This window comes from Granulosicoccus sp. 3-233 (genome assembly GCF_052681095.1).
On sequence record NZ_JBQYLE010000010.1, the window covers coordinates 218,571 to 237,812 of the forward strand.

Annotated in this window: 18 protein-coding genes; 7 read left to right on the plus strand and 11 right to left on the minus strand. The window is 58.1% G+C overall.

What is annotated here, in order from left to right; all coding sequences use genetic code 11:
- Window positions 1-10 precede the first annotated feature (10 nt).
- The 4 genes from ACUNV4_RS23160 to ACUNV4_RS23175 are packed head-to-tail and all read right to left on the minus strand — an operon-like array spanning window position 11 to window position 3,860.
- Entirely contained in the window at window positions 11-1,069 is a 1,059-nt protein-coding gene (locus tag ACUNV4_RS23160; protein WP_430881007.1) for a D-TA family PLP-dependent enzyme, read from the minus strand.
- 8 nt (window positions 1,070-1,077) lie between these two features.
- Window positions 1,078-2,013, minus strand: a complete 936-nt coding sequence (locus ACUNV4_RS23165) for a MurR/RpiR family transcriptional regulator (RefSeq protein WP_430881008.1) — start codon at window positions 2,011-2,013, stop codon at window positions 1,078-1,080.
- Window positions 2,010-3,080 carry an ABC transporter ATP-binding protein gene (locus ACUNV4_RS23170; protein ID WP_430881009.1) on the minus strand — a complete coding sequence of 357 codons (1,071 nt, stop codon included), beginning with the start codon at window positions 3,078-3,080 and terminating at the stop codon, window positions 2,010-2,012. The genes ACUNV4_RS23165 and ACUNV4_RS23170 overlap by 4 nt, the downstream gene beginning before the upstream one ends.
- A gap of 21 nt (window positions 3,081-3,101) precedes the next feature.
- On the minus strand, window positions 3,102-3,860 hold the full coding sequence (locus ACUNV4_RS23175) for an SDR family oxidoreductase (RefSeq protein WP_430881010.1): 759 nt from the start codon (window positions 3,858-3,860) through the stop codon (window positions 3,102-3,104).
- 171 nt (window positions 3,861-4,031) lie between these two features.
- Here ACUNV4_RS23175 and ACUNV4_RS23180 point away from each other — a divergent pair, with 171 nt between their 5' ends.
- The 6 genes from ACUNV4_RS23180 (at window position 4,032) to ACUNV4_RS23205 (ending at window position 11,780) form a co-directional block, all read left to right on the plus strand.
- Window positions 4,032-5,264, plus strand: a complete 1,233-nt coding sequence (locus ACUNV4_RS23180; RefSeq protein ID WP_430881011.1) for an ABC transporter substrate-binding protein — start codon at window positions 4,032-4,034, stop codon at window positions 5,262-5,264.
- Window positions 5,265-5,279: 15 nt separating this feature from the next.
- Complete coding sequence (locus tag ACUNV4_RS23185) at window positions 5,280-6,155, plus strand: carbohydrate ABC transporter permease (RefSeq protein ID WP_430881012.1); 876 nt, start codon at window positions 5,280-5,282, stop codon at window positions 6,153-6,155.
- Window positions 6,152-6,976, plus strand: coding sequence for a carbohydrate ABC transporter permease (locus tag ACUNV4_RS23190; RefSeq protein WP_430881013.1), 825 nt, complete (start codon window positions 6,152-6,154; stop codon window positions 6,974-6,976). The genes ACUNV4_RS23185 and ACUNV4_RS23190 overlap by 4 nt, the downstream gene beginning before the upstream one ends.
- 25 nt (window positions 6,977-7,001) lie before the next feature.
- Window positions 7,002-7,367, plus strand: a complete 366-nt coding sequence (locus tag ACUNV4_RS23195; protein ID WP_430881014.1) for a RidA family protein — start codon at window positions 7,002-7,004, stop codon at window positions 7,365-7,367.
- A gap of 142 nt (window positions 7,368-7,509) precedes the next feature.
- On the plus strand, window positions 7,510-8,994 hold the full coding sequence (locus ACUNV4_RS23200) for a M81 family metallopeptidase (protein WP_430881015.1): 1,485 nt from the start codon (window positions 7,510-7,512) through the stop codon (window positions 8,992-8,994).
- A gap of 152 nt (window positions 8,995-9,146) precedes the next feature.
- Window positions 9,147-11,780 (plus strand): methyl-accepting chemotaxis protein, encoded by a 2,634-nt coding sequence (locus ACUNV4_RS23205; RefSeq protein ID WP_430881016.1) that lies wholly within the window; start codon window positions 9,147-9,149, stop codon window positions 11,778-11,780.
- A gap of 23 nt (window positions 11,781-11,803) precedes the next feature.
- Here ACUNV4_RS23205 and gloA read toward each other — a convergent pair whose 3' ends face one another.
- Together gloA and glpD are read right to left on the minus strand one after the other, a co-directional pair.
- Window positions 11,804-12,259, minus strand: a complete 456-nt coding sequence (gene gloA / locus ACUNV4_RS23210) for a lactoylglutathione lyase (protein WP_430881017.1) — start codon at window positions 12,257-12,259, stop codon at window positions 11,804-11,806.
- A 78-nt stretch (window positions 12,260-12,337) separates the two neighbouring features.
- On the minus strand, window positions 12,338-13,867 hold the full coding sequence (glpD, locus tag ACUNV4_RS23215; RefSeq protein ID WP_430881018.1) for a glycerol-3-phosphate dehydrogenase: 1,530 nt from the start codon (window positions 13,865-13,867) through the stop codon (window positions 12,338-12,340).
- Between glpD and ACUNV4_RS23220 the strand changes: the two genes are divergently transcribed.
- Complete coding sequence (locus ACUNV4_RS23220) at window positions 13,866-14,090, plus strand: hypothetical protein (protein WP_430881019.1); 225 nt, start codon at window positions 13,866-13,868, stop codon at window positions 14,088-14,090. The two genes, glpD and ACUNV4_RS23220, sit on opposite strands and share 2 nt — an antisense overlap.
- Before the next feature lie 87 nt (window positions 14,091-14,177).
- Here ACUNV4_RS23220 and ACUNV4_RS23225 read toward each other — a convergent pair whose 3' ends face one another.
- The 5 genes from ACUNV4_RS23225 to ACUNV4_RS23245 are packed head-to-tail and all read right to left on the minus strand — an operon-like array spanning window position 14,178 to window position 19,239.
- On the minus strand, window positions 14,178-15,893 hold the full coding sequence (locus ACUNV4_RS23225; RefSeq protein ID WP_430881020.1) for an ABC transporter substrate-binding protein: 1,716 nt from the start codon (window positions 15,891-15,893) through the stop codon (window positions 14,178-14,180).
- Between the two features lie 47 nt (window positions 15,894-15,940).
- Window positions 15,941-16,357 (minus strand): DUF2160 domain-containing protein, encoded by a 417-nt coding sequence (locus ACUNV4_RS23230; protein ID WP_430881021.1) that lies wholly within the window; start codon window positions 16,355-16,357, stop codon window positions 15,941-15,943.
- 2 nt (window positions 16,358-16,359) lie between these two features.
- Complete coding sequence (locus ACUNV4_RS23235; RefSeq protein WP_430881022.1) at window positions 16,360-17,265, minus strand: carbohydrate ABC transporter permease; 906 nt, start codon at window positions 17,263-17,265, stop codon at window positions 16,360-16,362.
- A 1-nt stretch (window position 17,266) separates the two neighbouring features.
- Window positions 17,267-18,154, minus strand: a complete 888-nt coding sequence (locus ACUNV4_RS23240; protein WP_430881023.1) for a carbohydrate ABC transporter permease — start codon at window positions 18,152-18,154, stop codon at window positions 17,267-17,269.
- The gene (locus ACUNV4_RS23245) at window positions 18,154-19,239 is read right to left on the minus strand and encodes an ABC transporter ATP-binding protein (RefSeq protein WP_430881024.1); all 1,086 of its coding nucleotides are present in this window, start codon (window positions 19,237-19,239) and stop codon (window positions 18,154-18,156) included. The genes ACUNV4_RS23240 and ACUNV4_RS23245 overlap by 1 nt, the downstream gene beginning before the upstream one ends.
- Window positions 19,240-19,242 lie beyond the last annotated feature (3 nt).

Here is a 19,242-nt window from a genome sequence, read left to right on the forward strand (position 1 = left end):
CGACGAGACATCAACGGACTCGCCCTCGGGCAGCTACGTCCACGGTGTCCTCGATGATGCCATTGCGCATCAGATGAACACTGTCGAACAGATTGCTCACCACACAGACATGGTTGGGAATGATGCGGAGCTTGTCCCCGACCTCCGGGCAGGTTTCGCTGTCGGAGAAATCCAGCACGCCATGCTCTTCATACAATGCCTGGACCACGGCATCGGGATAGTCCAGTACATGCCCATAGCCCGGTGCATCGCAGGTATCTGCGGCCAGCGCCTTGGAACCGGCATCGATGACAACCCGCCCTTCGGTCGGGCAGCTGATGACGGTTGCCTGTACGGTCAGCGCACAATCACTCAACTCGCAGTGTCCGAATGACACCTGCATGCGATCGTTGTAGATATAGGTTCCGGGACGATGCTCCGTTGCCAGCGTGACTTCACCGGCAGACTTCAGGTCGGGCGTACCTCCATTGGAGACACGCTTGACCTTCAGCCCTTCATCAAGCAGGGCTTCCTTGACGCGTGACAGACTTGCATTGACCTCACTCATGATGCCTCGTGGTGGATAGGTCATGATGCCGGCAAAGGTCAGCCCCTTGAACGCCTTGATGCGCTTGGCCAGGGCCACTGCCTTCTTGGCGCTCTGCACACCACAGCGTCCGCCTCCGGTATCGACTTCGATAACCACGGGTAGCTTGTGCTTGCCATCATTGAACATGGCGCCATAACCATCGACCACGAAGGTATTGTCGGCAGTGACGGAGATCGTGATGGCTTCATGCAGGGCCTTGAGTCGCTTGAGCTTGCTGGCACCAATGAGGTTGTAGGAAATGAATATATCGTCGATACCGGCGGCTGCCATCACTTCGGCCTCACCCAGCTTCTGACAGGTGATACCGCGGGCGCCCAACTCGATCTGGCGTTGGGCGAAGCGTGGCAGTTTGTGGGTCTTGATGTGCGGCCGCAACGGCAGACTCATGGATTCGGAGAGTTCCTGCGCGGCCTGCAGATTGTTCTCGACGATGTCCAGATCGACAAGAACGCAGGGCGTATCCGCTTTGCTGGCTTTCATGTTCAGTTTCAGTCTCCCAATGGCAGATTCGGGTCGAGAATATCCCGACTCGCCAGGCTCTGGCGAACTCGTCTCAGTGATTCGATGGCACTGGAGCCGATGATGTGTGCGGTGGCCATGGAGATGATATCCACAGCCACCAGTAGAGTATAACGGGCTGACGAAGGCTTGAAGATATTGCCATCTTCCTCGAAATGCAGCGGCAGCAAGGCATCGGCATTGCCGGACAACAACGATTCCGGACCGGTCACGGCCAGCGAATAGGCCCCGTACTGCCCGGCAATATTCAGCGCATCGACAACCGATTGCGCCTTGCCGGACAGGGAAAACCCGATGATCACATCTCCCTCACCCAGCACCGAGGCATTCATGCGCTGCAGTTGTGGATCAGTCTGCGACACCACCTTGAGCCCGAGCCTGAACAGGCGGTTCTGCAGCTCCACTGCCGCCATCGATGAACCACCACCGGTCCCGCAGACCAGTATCTGCCCGGCAACAGCGATTTTTCCGGCCATGGCATCGATATCGGTGTCAACCAGACCGACCGTCATCAGTTCCAGTGCAGCGTGCGCCCCTTTGGCCACGGCAGCTACAGCGCCGGCGGACGAAGCATTGCCTGTGGATTCCGACGATGGTCCACGCAAATAGGCGCCACCGATGGCCAGCGCCTGGGCCAGGTGAATGCGCATGTCCCGGGTACCGGCAAACCCCAGCGCACGTGCCAGCCGGGTGATGGTCGGTTCGCTGACACCGGCTCGCACCGCAATATCGGCAATGGAGGCATGCGCGGCAAACTGCAGATCCGCCAGAATGGTCTCTATCAGGCGCCGCTCGGCGTCCTTTCCCAGCGCCAGTCGATTGCGCAACCTGCCAACAATATCAATGGTTTTCGACGATGTGGCTGACCGCGATGCATCGTCTGTCTCGGGCGGGATCGCACTCAAGATACCAGCCGCCTGCCGGATTCGTACTCGAAGACATGCACATCCCGGGCATCCACCGACAAGGACAGGCGCGTACCGGCAGCCGGCAGATCGCGATCCCGAAACACCGTTCGGATTTCACTTTCTCCTACATGTCCAAACACATGAATCTCCGGCCCGGTGGGTTCGACGACTGCCACATCGAATGTCAATGGCCCTTGTGCATCACGACGAAAGCACTCGGGACGAATGCCTATGGTAACTGCTGCACCACTGCCAAGTCTGCAGGGACTGACCGGCAGACAGGTGCCGTCCGCCAGCCGCACCAGAGCCTGTCCTGCAGAATCCTCGTAGATGCCGTTCATGAATCCCATGGACGGGGATCCGATGAAGCTCGCCACGAAGCGGCTGGCCGGTCTGTCGTAGAGCTCCAGCGGTGTGCCCGCCTGCTCGATGACACCGTCATTCATGACCACGATGCGATCGGCCATCGTCATCGCCTCGATCTGATCGTGGGTGACGTAGACAATGGTCGTACCCAGCTTCTGATGCAGTGACTTGATCTCCGTTCGCATCTGCACCCGCAGCTTGGCATCCAGATTCGACAATGGCTCATCGAACAGAAACACCTTGGGATCACGAACGATGGCCCGCCCCATGGCCACACGTTGCCGCTGACCTCCCGAGAGCTGCACCGGCTTGCGATCCAGGTAGTCGGACAGGTTCAGCACGCGACTGGCCTTGTCGATGCGCCGGGCCGTCTCTGCCGCATTCTCGCCACGCACCTCAGGGCCAAAGGCGATATTGTCACGCACGCTCATGTGCGGAAACAGGGCGTAGGACTGGAACACCATGGAAATGTCACGCCGCTGCGGCGGAATCCGGTTGGAGACCTGTCCGTCGATCAGCAAGTCCCCACTCGTGATGTCCTCCAGACCGGCAATCATGCGCAGCAGCGTGGACTTGCCGCAGCCGGACGGGCCGACCAGTACAACAAACTCGCCATCCTCGATTGACAGTGACAGTTTGTCGATCACGGTCTGTCGGCCGAAACGCTTGCCGATGCTCTTCAATTCGAGTGTTGCCATGAATCTGTTCCGCTGCCTCGTTCAGGCCTTGATCGCGTCAATGAAAGGCAGGCTTCCCGCACCGAGTCCGGCATCAACCGGCAGCACGGTACCGGTAATACCACTGGCCAGCGGCGAGCAGAGGAAGGCCGCTGTATTGGCGACTTCCTCGGGCTCGACCATTCGCCCCAGTGGATAGAGCTGTGACACCCGCTCCAGCACGGAGGGGTCATCGGCAATCCGGTGATCCCAGGCCGGGGTGCGTATGGAACCCGGTGCAATGACATTGGCTCGCAGGCCATGCCGTCCTTCCTCGGTGGCGATCGCCCTTGACCATGCCAGCAGCGCTGCCTTGGCGGCGGCATAGGCCGGATTGCCATAGTGCATCAGCGCATTGACCGAGGCGATGAACAGGAAGTTACCACCCTCGTCTCGCCCCCGCATGGCGGGTAGCAGACTGCCCGTGAACTGCGCAGCACCCCGAAAATTCAGATCCAGTTCCTGTGACAGCGACGCCATATCCAGCTCTGCGAAGGTCTCGGCCCGGGTCCAGCCGGCGTTGGATATGACGCAATAGGGACTGCCTGCCGCCGCAATATCCCGGGCCGCCGCAACCACCGCTTCGCTGTCCTGCATGTCGAAACAATGCTGCTCGAGCGAGTCGTCGAGCCTGCTTGCCGCCTCGGGCAGATCACAGACAACCACACTGGCTCCCAGCGACTTGAATCTGCTCACCAGCGCCTGACCCACCCCGCCGGCGGCACCGGTGATGACTACTCTGCGACCTGATAGCTCGAACATGATGGTTGCTGAGACTCCTCGACAATCTGAAAGTAACTTTACAACACAAATAACCTGAAGTCCGGTAGGATTTCCAAAGCGTGAAATTAAATTACGTCTCTGATAGCGATAGCACGCCAGACGGGCGGTCATTGCCTGCCTGGACACCGTAAACAGGATTGGGAGAATTCAATGCACACAGCCTTGCTCCGACAAACCGCCCTGACCTTGACGCTGGCGCTGAGCGCCACACTGGCCAGCGCTGACACCTTGCGAGTCACCGTCGCCGAATACAGCTCGAAAACCGGCCCTTATTTCGAAGAGGCTGCCAACGCCTTCGAACAGGCAAACCCAGACACCACTGTGCAGATAGAAGTCGTCCCCTGGGATGTGCTGTTGCAGAAACTCACCACGGACATATCCGGCAATGCCAATGCGGACCTGTCGATCATCGGCACGCGCTGGTTGCTCGACTTCGTGCAGGAAGGCCTGGCAGCACCACTGGACAGCCATATGGATGAGGCCTTCAAGGAACGCTTCTTCGATGTCTTCCTGTCACCGTCCATCATGGATGGCCAGACCTACGGCCTGCCGGTCGCCGCTTCGGCGCGTGCCATGTACTACAACAAGGATCTGTTCGAACAGGCAGGCATCGAGTCCGTCCCCCAGACCTGGGAAGAACTCGGTGCCGCTGCACGAAAGATCTCCGCACTGGGCGATGATATTGCCGGATTCGGCCTGCAGGGCAAGGAGATAGAAACCGATGTCTATTTCTACTATGCCTTCTGGGCCTATGGCGGACAGCTGATAGACGATGACGGCACGTCGGGACTGGACAGCGAAGCCGCCTACCTGGCCGCTGAAACCTACAAATCGCTGATCGACGCCAATGCCACCCAGCCGGGTGTCACCTCCTACAGTCGGGAAGATGTGCAGAACCTGTTCAAGCAGGGCAAGGTGGGCATGATGATCACCGCGCCGTTTCTGTCAACCCAGCTCAGGGATGAAGCACCCGACTTGCAATATGGTGTGGCGGCCATTCCCGCAGGTCCCGATGGAGACCGCGGCACCTACGGCGTTACCGATTCCATCATCATGTTCGAGAATTCCGAGGTCAAGGACACGGCCTGGAAGTTTCTCGACATGCTCTTCACCACCGAATGGCGCGAGAAGTTCACCGCGGGTGAGGGCTTTCTGCCAGTCAACCAGGAAGTGGCCGCGACTCCCGCCTTTGCCGACAATGCCGATCTGAAGGAATTCACCGCCCTGCTTCCCGACGCTCGCTTTGCACCGGTGATCAGCGGCTGGGAAGAGATCGCGGCCAAGACCTCGGACGCCGTACAGCGCATCTATCTCGGTGAGGCGGATATCAGGCAATCACTCGATGATGCGGCTGCCAGCATCAACGATATTCTCGCTGACTGAGCCAGGATCCGGGCAATGCCACGCAGCAGCAGCCTCGTCCCCTACCTGCTGGTATTGCCCGGTTTTCTGCTGGCCTCGTTCATCATCCTGTGGCCAATCCACCAGCTCGGTGTCATCTCTGTCAGCGAAGTCAATCGTTTCGGCATGCTCAAGGGATTTGCCGGAGCCGCCAATTTCAGCGCCGTTCTGACAGACCCCGAGTTTCTCGGTGCACTGTGGCGAACCCTGATCTGGACGGTCGGCATTGTCGGCGGTACGCTGCTGGTAGCCTTTCCTGTTGCTCTGATTCTCAATCAGGATTTTTACGGTCGCGCCCTGGCGCGCATCATCATCATGTTGCCCTGGGCCATCTCGCTGACGATGACTGCCATTGTCTGGCGCTGGGCACTGAATGGCGAGAGCGGCATGCTCAACTCGGCACTTCGCAGCCTCGGCCTCATTGACAGCAATATACAATGGCTGGCACAGGCGGCAACCGCCTTTCCGGTACAGATAGCCATCGGCATCCTGGTCACCGTGCCATTCACCGTGACGATTTTCCTCGGCGGCCTGTCCTCGATCGCCGACGATCTCTACGAGGCCGCCCGTCTGGAGGGTTCCTCGCACTGGCAGACTTTCCGTCGCATCACCCTGCCCCTGATGGCGCCATTCGTGAATATTGCCATCGTGCTCAACACCATCTACGTCTTCAATTCCTTCCCGATCATCTGGGCCACCACGCAGGGTGGACCGGCAAACTCGACCGACATTCTGGTCACCTATCTGTACAAACTCGGCTTTCGTTTCGGCAAGCTCGGCGAGGCCTCGGCCCTGTCGCTGATGATGTTCGCATTGCTGCTGGCCTTCACCCTGTTGTATGTCTTCATGACCTCCAGGATGACGAAGCGATGAACAGCAAACTCAGACGCAGCATCCTGTCCTGGCTGTTTCTCTCGCCATTGCTGCTGGCCGCCCTGTTTCCCTTTGCCGTGATGCTGATCACGGCCCTCAAACCACGCGAAGAAGTGTTGAACCCTCACTGGTGGCCCACTCGCCTCGCCTGGGAGAATTTCATCGACATGTGGAGTGCAACAGGTTTCGGTCAGGCGCTGTGGAACTCGCTGTATGTCGGCATTCTTTCGACACTGATTGCCATCGCGGCCTCCATCCCCTTTGCCTATGCACTGAATCGCTACCGATTTGCGGCTCGCGGTTTTCTCAGCCGATTTCTACTGGTGTCACAGATGCTCTCGCCGATCGTTCTGGTCATCGGGCTGTTCAGACTCGCCGCCAGTCTTGGCCTGGTGGACAATACCAATGGCGTCGTCTTCATCTACGGTGCCTTCAATATCGCCTTTACCGTGTGGATGCTGCAGAGCTATTTCGCCACCATCCCCAGGGACCTGGAAGAGGCCGCCTGGCTGGAAGGCGCATCGGCAACCCGCGCCCTGATCAAGGTCTTCCTGCCCCTGGCACTGCCTGCCATAGCGGTCACCGCCATCTTCTCTTTCATCAATGCATGGAATGAATTCGTGATCGCCCTGACGCTACTGCGCAGTCAGGAGGTCTATACCCTGCCCATTCAGGTGTTCTCACTGGTGGCCGGACGCTACACCATCGAATGGCATCACGTCATGGCTGCCGCTTTGGTGGCAACCCTGCCTGTCGCAGTTCTGTTCGCCTGGTTGCAACGCTATCTGGTTCGCGGACTGGGCGTCGGCGCAGTCAAATGAACGACAACTCTGGAGAAAACAGTCAATGAAGAAGATCTGCTATGGTGAATCGCACGTCCCATTGTCACCGGCCGTGCGAGCCGGCGACCTGGTATTCATATCCGGGCAGGTACCCGTTGGCGACGATGGCATAGTCGTCAAGGGAGGCATCACGGAGCAGACCGAGCAGGTCATCCGCAACCTCGAATCCGCTCTGGCTCTGGCCGACTGCGCGCTGGATGACGTCATCAAGACCATGGTGTTTCTGCAGGATGCACGAGATTTCGGGCCTTTCAACGCCGTTTACGGCAAGTATTTCGGTACCGACTCTCCCGCTCGGACCACGGCCGAGTCGCGACTGATGATCGACATCAAGGTCGAGATCGAGGCCATTGCCTACAAGCCACTCTGACTCCGGCAGTCCGGCGTGCCATCCGCGCATGTTCATCGTGGCAAGATCGGCGCTCGGCACGTGCCTGAAGCCGGTCATGCCCGTATAAGCCGCAGAATCCAATACCACTCATCTGCAACCAGACGAGAAATCTCTCAGCATCATGCGTGTATTCACGGCATCTCTCGCCACAGAGACCAATACCTTTTCACCGGTTCCCACTGATCGCAGCTCGTTCGAGGAAGCCTTCTACGCCGCTCCTGGCGATCACCCTGATACACCAACCCTGTGCTCCGCTGTCATTCCGGTCCTGCGGCGGCGTGCTGTCAGCGACGGATTCGAGCTTGTCGAAGGCACGGCAGCCTGGGCGGAGCCGGGGGGTTATCTGCGGCTGGATCACTATGAAGCCCTGCGTGACGAGATCCTGCAACAGCTCGAAGCCGCCATGCCGGTGGACTGCGTTGTCCTCGGCCTGCATGGCGCCATGGTGGCACGCGGACTGGATGACTGTGAGGGTGATCTGCTTGCCAGCGTGCGAGACATCGTGGGTGAGCGGGTCATCGTCGCCGCGGAATTCGATCCTCACAGCCATCTGACGCCGAAGCGCGTGGCCGCCCTGGATATTCTGGCGGCCTTTCTCGAATTCCCGCACACCGACTTCGAAGAAAGGGCCGAGCATGTCGTGGATCTCGCCCTGTCCGCTACAAGAGGCGATATCCGCCCGATGATCTCGACCTTCGATTGCCGCATGATCGATGTCTTCCCGACCAGCCAGGAGCCCATGCGCTCATTCATCGACAAGCTCAAATCACTGCAGGCGGCAGATGGCATTCTCTCCCTGTCACTGATTCACGGCTTCATGGCTGCCGACGTACCTTGCATGGGCACACACATGATTGTAGTCAGTGACGACAACAAGGCAGCGGGAGAGAAGTTGGCAAGAGAGCTGGGCCTGCAGGTATTCGGCATGCGAGGGACAACACGCATGACCACCATAGACCTGTCGGAGGCCATCACCCTTTGTCATCGGGCCGAGGCCGAGCCGCCTGGCAGCCAGGGCTCCCTGGTGCTGGCCGATATCTGGGACAACCCGGGAGGCGGTACTGCCGGAGACAACACCTGTCTACTCGGGGCGCTGATAGAGGCGGGTATCAGCAACGCTGGCATCGGTACCATCTGGGACCCACAGGCTGCTGCCATTGCACACGGTGCTGGTGAAGGCTGCGTGCTGGAAATGCGCATCGGGGGCAAGTCACACCACAGCAGCGGCCAGCCACTTGATGGTCTGTTCGAGATCCGACGCCTGGCATCACCCGGCATGCAATCGTTTCGCGGTAGCCAGGTTACGCTCGGCAACTGCGCGGTTTTGCGGCTGCAGGGAACCGAAATCGACATCATAGTCAACACCAATCGCACACAGACGTTCGAACCCGACATCTTTTCGAACCTCGGTATCGATCCGTCGGAGAAATCGATTCTGGTCGTCAAGTCCACGAACCACTTCCGCGCCGGCTTCGAGCCGGTCGCCGCCGATATTCGCTACGTTGCCATCGAGGGTATCTACCCGAACAATCCCACCACCACCGACTACAGGCAGGCACCGCGCAATATCTGGCCGATCGTGAGCGACCCCTTCGCCAATCACTGACGCCTGCCGGAAAGTGAAACGGTTACATCCGAAAGGTTGAAGCCCTGCCGCCGATTTTTCTCCTGACGAGATCGAACCCGCGTATCGGCAGGGATTTGCAAGCACGTGAGTCCAGGTAGTGCGCTGTTGATGGATAACGGTAGGCAAACGCAATGAAGCACCTGACACTGCGATTCAAATTTCTGTTGATTGCAGCCTTGCTCTGCACGCCAGCCACACTGGCTACCTTTCTGCTGTCGAACGTGGCCACCCGCTCCATCCACTTTGCAGAACGGGAAGTCGACGGTGTGCGGTATCTACAGCCGGTGGGTGAACTGCAACAGCTGATAGCCTCCTATGCTCTGGCTCTGCAGAACTCATCCGCAGATGATGAGCCCGCATTGCTCAGACAGCGCGATGCCTTGTCCGCCAGCCTCCAGAAAGCGGAGGAGTTTGCGCAAGATCTGCATCCGAGCCTGAGCTCAGCACCAACCCTGCCGGCCCTGCGCCAAGCTCTGGAAACATTCATCGCGCTCCCTCCGGGTACGGACCTGTCTGGTGAGGGCCATGCTCTGGCAGACCTGAATGAAGCTCTCCACCTGCAGATCCACTGGATTGCCGACCAATCGAACCTGATACTCGATCCGGAACTCGATTCCTACAACCTGATGGATTCGGTGGTTCTCAACCTTCCCGAGCTGTTGTACTCGCTGAACAATTTCAGAATCACCGCCATCTCTCAGGAGGCCTCCAGCAAGCAAAAGACCTTGCTGTATGAGCTCTTCAGCATCCGGAAAACCATGGAAGAGGCCATGGAAACACTCTCTCACGCCATCGAACACAATTCAGGCCTGGTCGCTCCGCTCCAAGGGCCAGCCGAGCAATTCGCAGAAGCACTCGAGAACGCACTGGTCTACGCAGACGCACTACTGACGGAAACCACACCCGCAACGCAGGAAACAGCCCAGGCGACGCTATCCACCGCGTTGACGCTCGGCTTCAAACTGGAACAGCTGGGCTACCAGGAGTTGCAGACAGTCCTGCAGAATCGAATCGACAAGGACACCAGCGACCGATCTCTCATGCTGGCACTGGTCTTCGGTACGGCACTGACAGGCATGCTGTTCACCTTTCTGGTTGGCCGAGGAATACTGCGCGCCATCGAACAGGCTCGCTCCATGGCGACCGCCATCGCCGAGGACCGCCTCGACAGCGAAGTCAACATTGTCCATCGCGACGAATCCGGTCAATTGCTGGCATCACTGGATACCATGCAGCAGAAGCTCAGGAAACGCATCTCGGAAGAACGAGCGTTGCTCTTGCATAACGGACGTCTGAAACAGGCGCTGGAAAGTGTTTCCAGCGTGGTACTGGTCGCTGACAGAAAGAACCGGATCATCTACTGCAACAATGCGGGCACTCGGTACTTTCGCAAATACGAAACGGCGCTGTCTGTCGAACTGGCCGGCTTTTCCAGCGACTCACTGATGGGCCAGCCGATCGATCTGTTGTGCCCCGGCGAATTGCAGCCAACACTCACCGGTGGGGGCAATGCCAGCTGCGTCAAGCTCGACAAGCTCATTGGCGGACGCAGCATGCGCCTCTTTGCAAATCCGATGTTCGACGAACAGATGGAGCACCTGGGAACGGTCATGGAAATCTACGATCGCACGGAGAAGGCGCGTATCGAATCAGCTGTCAACAACGATGTCTATGCAATCGTACAGGCGGCCTTGCTCGGCAATCTGTCAGAGCGTATCGACAGCACTGACAAACCCGAGTTTCTGGTCCCCATCTACGACGGCATCAACGACATGCTCGATATCTGCAATCTCGTCATTGGCAGTACCGGGCAGCTGTTCGACCGCATGGCAGATGGCGATTTCAGTCACTCGGTGAGCATTCCCGATTCGGTGCAATTGCACGGAGCCTTCGGGCAACTGCAACGTGATGCCGACAAGACGGTGGCGCAACTGACACGCATGATCTCCGGTATCCGCAACGATGCCCTGGTCATCGGCAAATGCACCAGTACGGTGATCGGCGTCAATGCCAGGCTCGAGGACCAGGCCATGGCAGCGTCGAATACAGCCAGCAGCGTGTCCTCCGGCTCCACCAGTATTTCCGAGAATGTGGACACCATTGCCGGTGCCGCCGAGGAGCTGAATGCCAGCATTCGGGAAATAGCCCGAAACTCCGAACAATCCAATACAGTGACTGCGCGAGCGGTCGAGCTGACTCAATCGGCGGATTCCAGTGTCAAGCAACTTGCCTCTTCCAGCGAGGCCATCGGTGCCATGATCAAGGTCATCAACTCCATTGCCGAGCAGACCAATCTGCTCGCATTGAATGCCACCATCGAGGCCGCACGCGCCGGAGAGGCTGGCAAGGGCTTCGCCGTCGTTGCCAACGAAGTCAAGGAACTGGCCAAGGAGACAGCCAATGCCACTGAAGACATCAGCAAGAAGATCCTGAACATTCAGGCAGACAGTGGCAATGCTGCCAAAGGCATCAGCGCCATTGACGAGATCGTGCAGAATATCAAGGAAATGCAGCAGACCACGACCAGTGCCATGAGCCAGCAGTCGTCGTCCACACAGGAAATCACCCGCTCCATCGGCACGGTTGCCAACAGTTCAACCGACATATCGGACCAGCTCTCGGAACTGGTCCGCGGCACCCTCGACACCCGGGAAGCCATCAATGTCGTCAAGGACGAACTGATGCGGCTCAACGATGTGGCCGGGAACATGACAAGGCTGGTTGATCAGTTCCGCCTGACGCCGTCTTCAGGCGAGACGGCCTGATCAATCCGGCCCAGTCGCGACGATTACCAGCTACCGGTATTTTCCATGCTCGCCCAGGGCTCGGCCGGTTCCCTGGCATCGCCTTCCTGCAGCAGTTCCAGAGAAATGCCATCCGGTGATCGCACGAAAGCCATATGCCCGTCGCGTGGTGGACGGTTGATGGTGACGCCGCCATCCATCAGTTTCTGACACGTGGCATAGATGTCCTCGACCCGGTAGGCCAGGTGACCGAAATTGCGGCCGTCGTCGTATGGTTCAGCGCTTTTGCCTTCCTCCGGCCAGTTGTAGGTGAGTTCCAGTAACGGAGACTGTGACTCGGCTGCACCGGCTTCATCGGCGTCAGCTGCCAGAAAGATCAGGGTAAATCGCCCCTTTTCGTTGTCGATGCGCCGAGTCTCCTTCATGCCGAGCAGTTCGCAGTAGAAATGCAGACTGGCATCCACATCCTGAACACGCACCATGGTGTGAAGATATCGCATTGTGTGTAAGACCTCTTGTGGTGAGATACCGGCTGGTGAGCGCCACCAGCGTGAAAGGGGTCCAGTGTATCCGACGAATCAGCTTACCGCTTGCCGAGGCCTTGCGCTTGTAGCAAAGTCGTAATGAGTCTCGATCCACTGTTGCAGCACCTCTTCCGTCCCCTGCGGCGTGTGCAGACCTTTCTTGCTGCGACGCCACAGGATGTCTGCAGCCGAACGTGCCCATTCATTGGCAATCAGATAATCCACCTCGACCTGGTACAGCGGTCCGCCAAAGTGATGCCCCAGCTGCTTCATGTCACTGGCCTGCCCCAGCAGAGCGCTGATGCGTGTACCGTAGTTGCGTGTGTAATCCTTCAACAGGACTTCATCCAGCCATGGGTAGCGGCTCTGGCATCGAGACAGAAAGCCATCGTAGTCAGCATCGGGAATATCACCGCCTGGCAACGAGGCTGGCGCAGTCCACGCCCCACTCTTGATTCCCAGAGGCTCTTCGAGCATATCCATGGCCTGCTCCGCCAGCTTGCGATAGGTCGTGATCTTGCCGCCATAAACCGACAGAATAGGTACGCCTGCACGCATGTCCAGATCCAGCTTGTAGTCGCGAGTCACCTTGGAGGCATTGTCCGACGCGTCATCGTACAGTGGGCGAACACCGGTATAGGTCCAGACCACCTGATCCGGGCTGATTGGTGTATTGAAGTATTCGCTGGCATTGCTGCAGATATAATCGATCTCGCTCTGCTCGATCTGCTCCGTACCGGGCTCGGCCTGAATCTCGACATCGGTCGTACCCAACAGGGTGAAGTCGTTTTCGTAGGGAATGGCAAACATGATGCGATTGTCTGCATTCTGGAATATGTAGGTATAGGGGTGATCGAACACCTTGGGCACCACCACGTGACTGCCCTTGACCAGTCGCACACCCATGCGCGAATCGTGCTCTTCGTCCAGATCCAGCGTCTTCTCCACCCAAGGGCCGGAAGCGTTGACAATGGCTCGCGCCGTCACCGAATCGGCTTCACCACTCAGGTGGTTCTGCAGATTGACGATCCACTCACCCTTGCCCTGGATGATATCGGTGCATTCGGTTCTGACCCGAACCTCACAACCGCGTTCGGCCGCATCCATCGCATTGAGCGTTACCAGTCGCGCATCCTGTACCCAGCAATCGGAATATTCAAAACCGCTGGTGAATTCGGGCTTGAGCGCCCGACCCGCCACGTGAGTCTTGAGATCGACGCTGTTGGATCGGGGCAGAAGCTTGCGCCCACCCAGGTTGTCATACAGAAAGAGTCCCAGACGAATCAGCCAGCGGGGTCGTAGAGCCTTGTGATGCGGCAGGATGAATCGCAGGGGCCAGATGATGTGAGGTGCTGCCTTGAGCAAGACTTCGCGCTCACCCAGGGCGTGTCGGACCAGGGCAAAATCGTAATGCTCCAGATAGCGTAGCCCGCCATGAATCAACTTCGAACTGGAGGAGGACGTGTGCTGTGCCAGATCATCCTTTTCGCACAACATGACCTTCAGCCCACGACCGGCAGCGTCCCGGGCAATACCTGCGCCATTGACTCCACCACCGATCACTACCAGATCGAAATCACTCATGAACGTCCCCGAAACCGCCTCGTTTGAACAACATCTGAACCTGGGCACGACCATGCAGGGGACAGACGTCGCCAGTCATGATCGGGCCGGAATTGTCTTGTTACGAATGAAAACGCTGGCGCGGATCCCGTCTCTTCCCGACACCCACGGCCTGTTCGGCACACGGCATGTCGGCAGGAGACACAACCCACCCCAGCGGCAATACAACGGGGTCCATCAATGACTCCCGGAGGAGAAGTCTTCGGTTCGGGGGACCGACAAATCCTGATTGTCGATACCCCGAACCTGTCAGATATCACCCGTCTCGAGATTACTCAGTCCAGCTCTTGACCAGTTCGTCATAGTCGACGGTTTCCGGCTCAGGCTTTTCGTTGTCCAGCTTGGCCTTGGGTGCACCCGGCTGGCTGAACCAGTACTCGGCATCCTGCTCTTCGTTGAGAACCGGACCGATGTCACCTTGCACACCCGCACGTTCCAGACGAGCCAGCACTTTCTCCTGGGCTGCACACAGTGCGTCCATGGCTTCCTGAGGAGTCTTGGCTCCGGAAGACGCATCACCGATGTTCTGCCACCACAGCTGAGCCAGCTTCGGATAGTCAGGCACGTTCGTACCCGTGGGCGACCACTGGACACGAGCTGGTGAACGATAGAACTCGACCAATCCACCCAGTTTCGGGGCACGCTCGCTGAAGCTCTCGTCCTGCACCGTACTCTCGCGAATGAATGTCAGACCCACATGGGATTTCTTGACATCAACCGTCTTGGAGGTGACGAACTGGGCATACAGCCAGGCAGCCTTGGCACGATCGACCGGTGTGGACTTCATGAGCGTCCAGGAACCGGCATCCTGATAACCGAGCTTCTGGCCGTCTTCCCAATACGCGCCGTGCGGGCTGGGAGCCATGCGCCACTTCGGATTGCCTTCCTCATCCACAACCGGTGTACCTTCCTTCACCATATCCGCGGTGAAGGCGGTGTACCAGAACATCTGCTGGGCAATCGCGCCTTGCGCAGGCACCGGTCCGGCTTCACCGAAGACCATGCCGGCAGCTTCAGGTGGAGCGTACTTGTTCAGCCATTCGATGTACTTGGTGATCGAATAGACTGCGGCCGGGCCGTTGGTATCACCACCACGAGCCACACAGGAGCCAACCGGCTGGCTGTTTTCGTTGACGCGAATACCCCACTCGTCAACCGGCAAGCCGTTCGGTTCACCCTTGTCACCGTTCCCTGCCATGGAGAGCCACGCATCGGTGAATCGCCAGCCCAGAGACGGATCCTTCTTGCCGTAATCCATGTGACCGTAAACGGCCTCACCATCGATCTCACGACCGGTGAAGAATTCGGCAATATCCTCGTAGGCAGACCAGTTGACCGGCACCCCGAGTTCGTAGCCATACTTCTCCTGGAAGTCGGCCTTGTTCTGTTCATCGGTGAACCAGTCATATCGGAACCAGTAAAGATTGGCGAACTGCTGATCCGGAAGCTGGTACAACTTGCCATCGGGACCTGTGGTGAAGTCCTTGCCGATGAAGTCATCGATATCCAGCGTCGGGGACGTGACATCCGCACCCTCGCCCGCCATCCAGTCGGTCAGATTGCGCGCCTGCTGATAACGCCAATGGGTACCGATCAGATCCGAGTCATTGATGTAGGCATCATAGATGTTCTCACCCGATTGCATCTGGGTCTGCAGCTTTTCAACCACATCGCCTTCGCCAATCAGATCGTGAGTGATGTTGATACCCGTGATGGCCGAGAACGCTGGTGCCAGTACCTTTGACTCGTACTCATGCGTGGCGATGGTTTCGGAAACCACCTTGATATCCATACCGGCAAACGGTTTTGCGGCATCGATGAACCACTGCATTTCGGCTTTCTGTTCGTCCGCACTGAGCGTGGACAGATCACCGATTTCACTTGCAAGAAATTCCTCGGCTGCGGCCATGTCTGCTTGCGCGACATGAGTGCTTCCCAGGAAAACGGCCACTGCTAACGCAGTTCCGGCCTGCCTGAATTGACGCATTTGTTTCCTCCTCATGGATTGATGATGCGTGTACTACTGACGATGGGTCATACCAGTGAAAACACCAGCAAGGCGTAGACAACCGATACCCCCAATGCTTTCCACAAGTCTGGCCCCACAAAACCGAGCCAGGCAAGATGGATGAACGCGCTGCCGAGCAACGACAGGAAAAGCCGATCGCCACGCGTGGTCTCGAAGCGAAGAATTCCCATGCGTGGTCCGCCACCTGGGCTCAATGCCTCCCAGAGACACATGCACAGCAACAGACAGAGAATGGTGATGAAGAATATGGCCGTCGGCCTGGTCCAGGCCATCCAGGCAAGGTTCGGTGCGCTCTCCGTCTGGAACCACAGATAGGCGGCACCGACAACGAACAGGACAAACCCCACGAACAGAAGCATGCCTCGCAGACCACTGGCGTTGCCACTGACCGCCTTTGCCTTGTCTTGCTGTATCGAGCTCATGATCAGACCCGCCCCAGCGCGAAACCTTTCGCGATGTAGTTGCGAACAAAATAGATGACCAGTGCACCGGGAATGATGGTCAGCACACCGGCCGCGGCCAGCACTCCCCAGTCCAGCCCCGAGGCCGAGACGGTCCGCGTCATGATGGCGGTGATCGGTTTGGCTTCCGTGGCGGTCAGGGTTCTGGCCAGCAGCAACTCTACCCAGGAGAACATGAAACAGAAGAACGCCGCCACCCCGATACCCGAAGCAATCAGCGGCATGAATATCCTGACGAAGAATCGCGGAAAGGAATAACCGTCGATATACGCGGTCTCGTCGATCTCGCGTGGCACACCCGACATGAAACCCTCGAGTATCCACACCGCCAGCGGCACGTTGAACAGGCAATGTGCCAGGGCGACGGCAAAATGCGTGTCGAACAGACCAAACGCCGAATACAACTGGAAGAATGGCAGTGCGAACACCGCCGGCGGCGCCATGCGGTTGGTCAGCAACCAGAAGAACATGTGCTTGTCACCCAGAAACCGGTAACGGCTGAAGGCATAGGCCGCCGGCAGGGCGACCGAGACCGAGATCACCATGTTCATGACCACATAGGCCATGGAATTGAAATAACCCTTGTACCAGGAGGGATCGTTGAAGATCACCATGTAGTTGCGCAGCGTCGGGTTCTCCGGCCACAGCGTGAACATGGATAGAATCTCCTGATTGGTCTTGAAACTCATGTTGACCAGCCAGTAGATCGGCAACAGCAGGAACAGGATGTAGAGGCTCGGCACGATCCAGCGCGTGTGCCCGCGCCCACCGGCTCTGACAGGCTTGCGCACGTTCAGGGAAATGCCACCGGAAGAATTCGGGGTCTGCGCCGTGGCAGCCGTATTGATTGACTGAGGTGTGCTGGACATGTCAGTCAACCTCCTTCTCGGGCGCATCCACGCCGAAATTGGTCATCAAGGTATAGAACACCCACGACATGAGCAGAATGATGAGAAAGTAGATGATGGACATCGCTGCCGCAGGCCCCAGATCGAACTGACCGATCGCCATCTTCACCAGATCGATGGACAGGAAGGTCGTGGAATTGCCCGGACCGCCCCCGGTCAGCACGAAGGGCTCGGTATAGATCATGAAGCTGTCCATGAAACGCAGCAGAACCGCAATGAGAAGGACTCGCTGCATCTTCGGCAGTTGTATGTAGCGGAAGACCTTCCACCTGGAAGCACCGTCGATTCTGGCTGCCTGATAGTAGGCTTCGGGGATCGCCACCAGCCCGGAATAGCACAACAGCACGACCAGACTGGTCCAGTGCCAGACATCCATGATGATGATGGTGATCCAGGCATCGAGCCAGTTGGTGGCATAGTTGTAGTCCACCCCCAGTTCCGCCAGGATTCTGCCCATCAGTCCGATATCGGCACGCCCGAATACCTGCCAGATGGTACCCACCACGTTCCAGGGAATCAGCAGCGGCAGTGCCATCAGGATCAGACAGACCGGTACCCAGATGCCCTTGCGGGGCATGGTCAGGGCGATGGCGATACCCAGGGGAATCTCGATGGCGAGAATGATGCCCGAGAAGATCAGATTGCGTACCAGGGCATCGTGAAAACGGCTTGATGAGAGCACGTCGGAGTACCACTCGGTACCCGCCCAGAAAAACTGGTTGTTGCCGAAGGTGTCCTGCACCGAATAGTTCACCACCGTCATCAGCGGGATGATGGCACTGATGGCAACGAGAACGAACACCGGCAACACGAAAAACCAGGCCCGGTTGTTGAACGGCTTGTTGTCCATCAGCGAGCCCCCCGCACGAGATGAGAATTCTGGTAGACATTGATGCGTGCCGTATCGAACACTGCATAGGCATCAGTGGGTATCGGTGCACCCTCGGGCACCACTGCATCGATGGTGACGCCGTTGACCGCGCCGCGCACGATCTGGTGCCGGCCGATGTTCTCCACCGAACTGATCTGCATCGGCACACCGGCTTCTCCCGCCTGTTCGCGCGTCATGATGCGAATGAATTCGGGGCGAATGCCGATTTCCGTCTTGCCCGACAGTTCCTGCCAGGACCGATCCAGCGTGAAACCCTGCTCTGCCATGCGTATCGTGTTGCCATTCACCTCCCCCGGCAGAATGTTCATGCCCGGGGAGCCGATGAAGTAGCCGACGAAGGTGTGGGCCGGCTCATCGAAGAGCTCTTCCGGTGTACCGATCTGCACCACTTCTCCCTCGTACATGACCACGACCTTGTCGGCAAAGGTCAGCGCTTCGGTCTGATCATGGGTGACATAGATCATGGTGTGACTGAACTGCTCGTGCAGCTCCTTGAGCTTGGTGCGCAACTGCCACTTCATGTGTGGGTCGATAACCGTCAGTGGCTCATCGAACAGGATGGCATTGACGTCATACCGGACCAGCCCCCGGCCCAGAGAGATCTTCTGCTTTTCATCGGCCGTCAGCCCCTTGGCACGGCGTTTTGCCTTGTCGGTGAGGTCCAGCGTCTGCAGCATATCGGTGACGCGCCTGCCGATCTCCTGCTTGTCCACGCCGCGGTTGACCAGGGGAAAGGCCAGATTCTCTTCCACGGTCATGGTGTCGTAGATGACCGGAAACTGGAACACCTGGGCGATATTGCGCGCTTCGGTGGACAGCTCGGTGACATCGTCGGCGTCGAAGCGGACGTGTCCGCTGGAAGGAATCAGCAAGCCTGAAATGATGTTCAACAAGGTGGTCTTGCCGCAGCCTGACGGCCCCAGCAAGGCGTAGGCGCCACCGTCTTCCCAGACATAGTCGATCTGTTTCAGCGCGAAGTCATCGTCGCTCTTCGGCTCGGGAAGATAGGAATGTGCCAATTTGTCCAGCGTGATCTGTGCCATGAG

Coding starts and splice junctions, on each gene's coding strand:
- ACUNV4_RS23160 (WP_430881007.1), bottom strand. CDS start 1,069: ATGAAAGCCAGCAAAGCGGATACGCCCTGCGTTCTTGTCGATCTGGAC.
- ACUNV4_RS23170 (WP_430881009.1), bottom strand. CDS start 3,080: ATGGCAACACTCGAATTGAAGAGCATCGGCAAGCGTTTCGGCCGACAG.
- ACUNV4_RS23175 (WP_430881010.1), bottom strand. CDS start 3,860: ATGTTCGAGCTATCAGGTCGCAGAGTAGTCATCACCGGTGCCGCCGGC.
- ACUNV4_RS23180 (WP_430881011.1), top strand. CDS start 4,032: ATGCACACAGCCTTGCTCCGACAAACCGCCCTGACCTTGACGCTGGCG.
- ACUNV4_RS23185 (WP_430881012.1), top strand. CDS start 5,280: ATGCCACGCAGCAGCAGCCTCGTCCCCTACCTGCTGGTATTGCCCGGT.
- ACUNV4_RS23190 (WP_430881013.1), top strand. CDS start 6,152: ATGAACAGCAAACTCAGACGCAGCATCCTGTCCTGGCTGTTTCTCTCG.
- ACUNV4_RS23195 (WP_430881014.1), top strand. CDS start 7,002: ATGAAGAAGATCTGCTATGGTGAATCGCACGTCCCATTGTCACCGGCC.
- ACUNV4_RS23200 (WP_430881015.1), top strand. CDS start 7,510: ATGCGTGTATTCACGGCATCTCTCGCCACAGAGACCAATACCTTTTCA.
- ACUNV4_RS23205 (WP_430881016.1), top strand. CDS start 9,147: ATGAAGCACCTGACACTGCGATTCAAATTTCTGTTGATTGCAGCCTTG.
- gloA (WP_430881017.1), bottom strand. CDS start 12,259: ATGCGATATCTTCACACCATGGTGCGTGTTCAGGATGTGGATGCCAGT.
- ACUNV4_RS23220 (WP_430881019.1), top strand. CDS start 13,866: ATGAACGTCCCCGAAACCGCCTCGTTTGAACAACATCTGAACCTGGGC.
- glpD (WP_430881018.1), bottom strand. CDS start 13,867: ATGAGTGATTTCGATCTGGTAGTGATCGGTGGTGGAGTCAATGGCGCA.
- ACUNV4_RS23225 (WP_430881020.1), bottom strand. CDS start 15,893: ATGCGTCAATTCAGGCAGGCCGGAACTGCGTTAGCAGTGGCCGTTTTC.
- ACUNV4_RS23230 (WP_430881021.1), bottom strand. CDS start 16,357: ATGAGCTCGATACAGCAAGACAAGGCAAAGGCGGTCAGTGGCAACGCC.
- ACUNV4_RS23235 (WP_430881022.1), bottom strand. CDS start 17,265: ATGTCCAGCACACCTCAGTCAATCAATACGGCTGCCACGGCGCAGACC.
- ACUNV4_RS23240 (WP_430881023.1), bottom strand. CDS start 18,154: ATGGACAACAAGCCGTTCAACAACCGGGCCTGGTTTTTCGTGTTGCCG.
- ACUNV4_RS23245 (WP_430881024.1), bottom strand. CDS start 19,239: ATGGCACAGATCACGCTGGACAAATTGGCACATTCCTATCTTCCCGAG.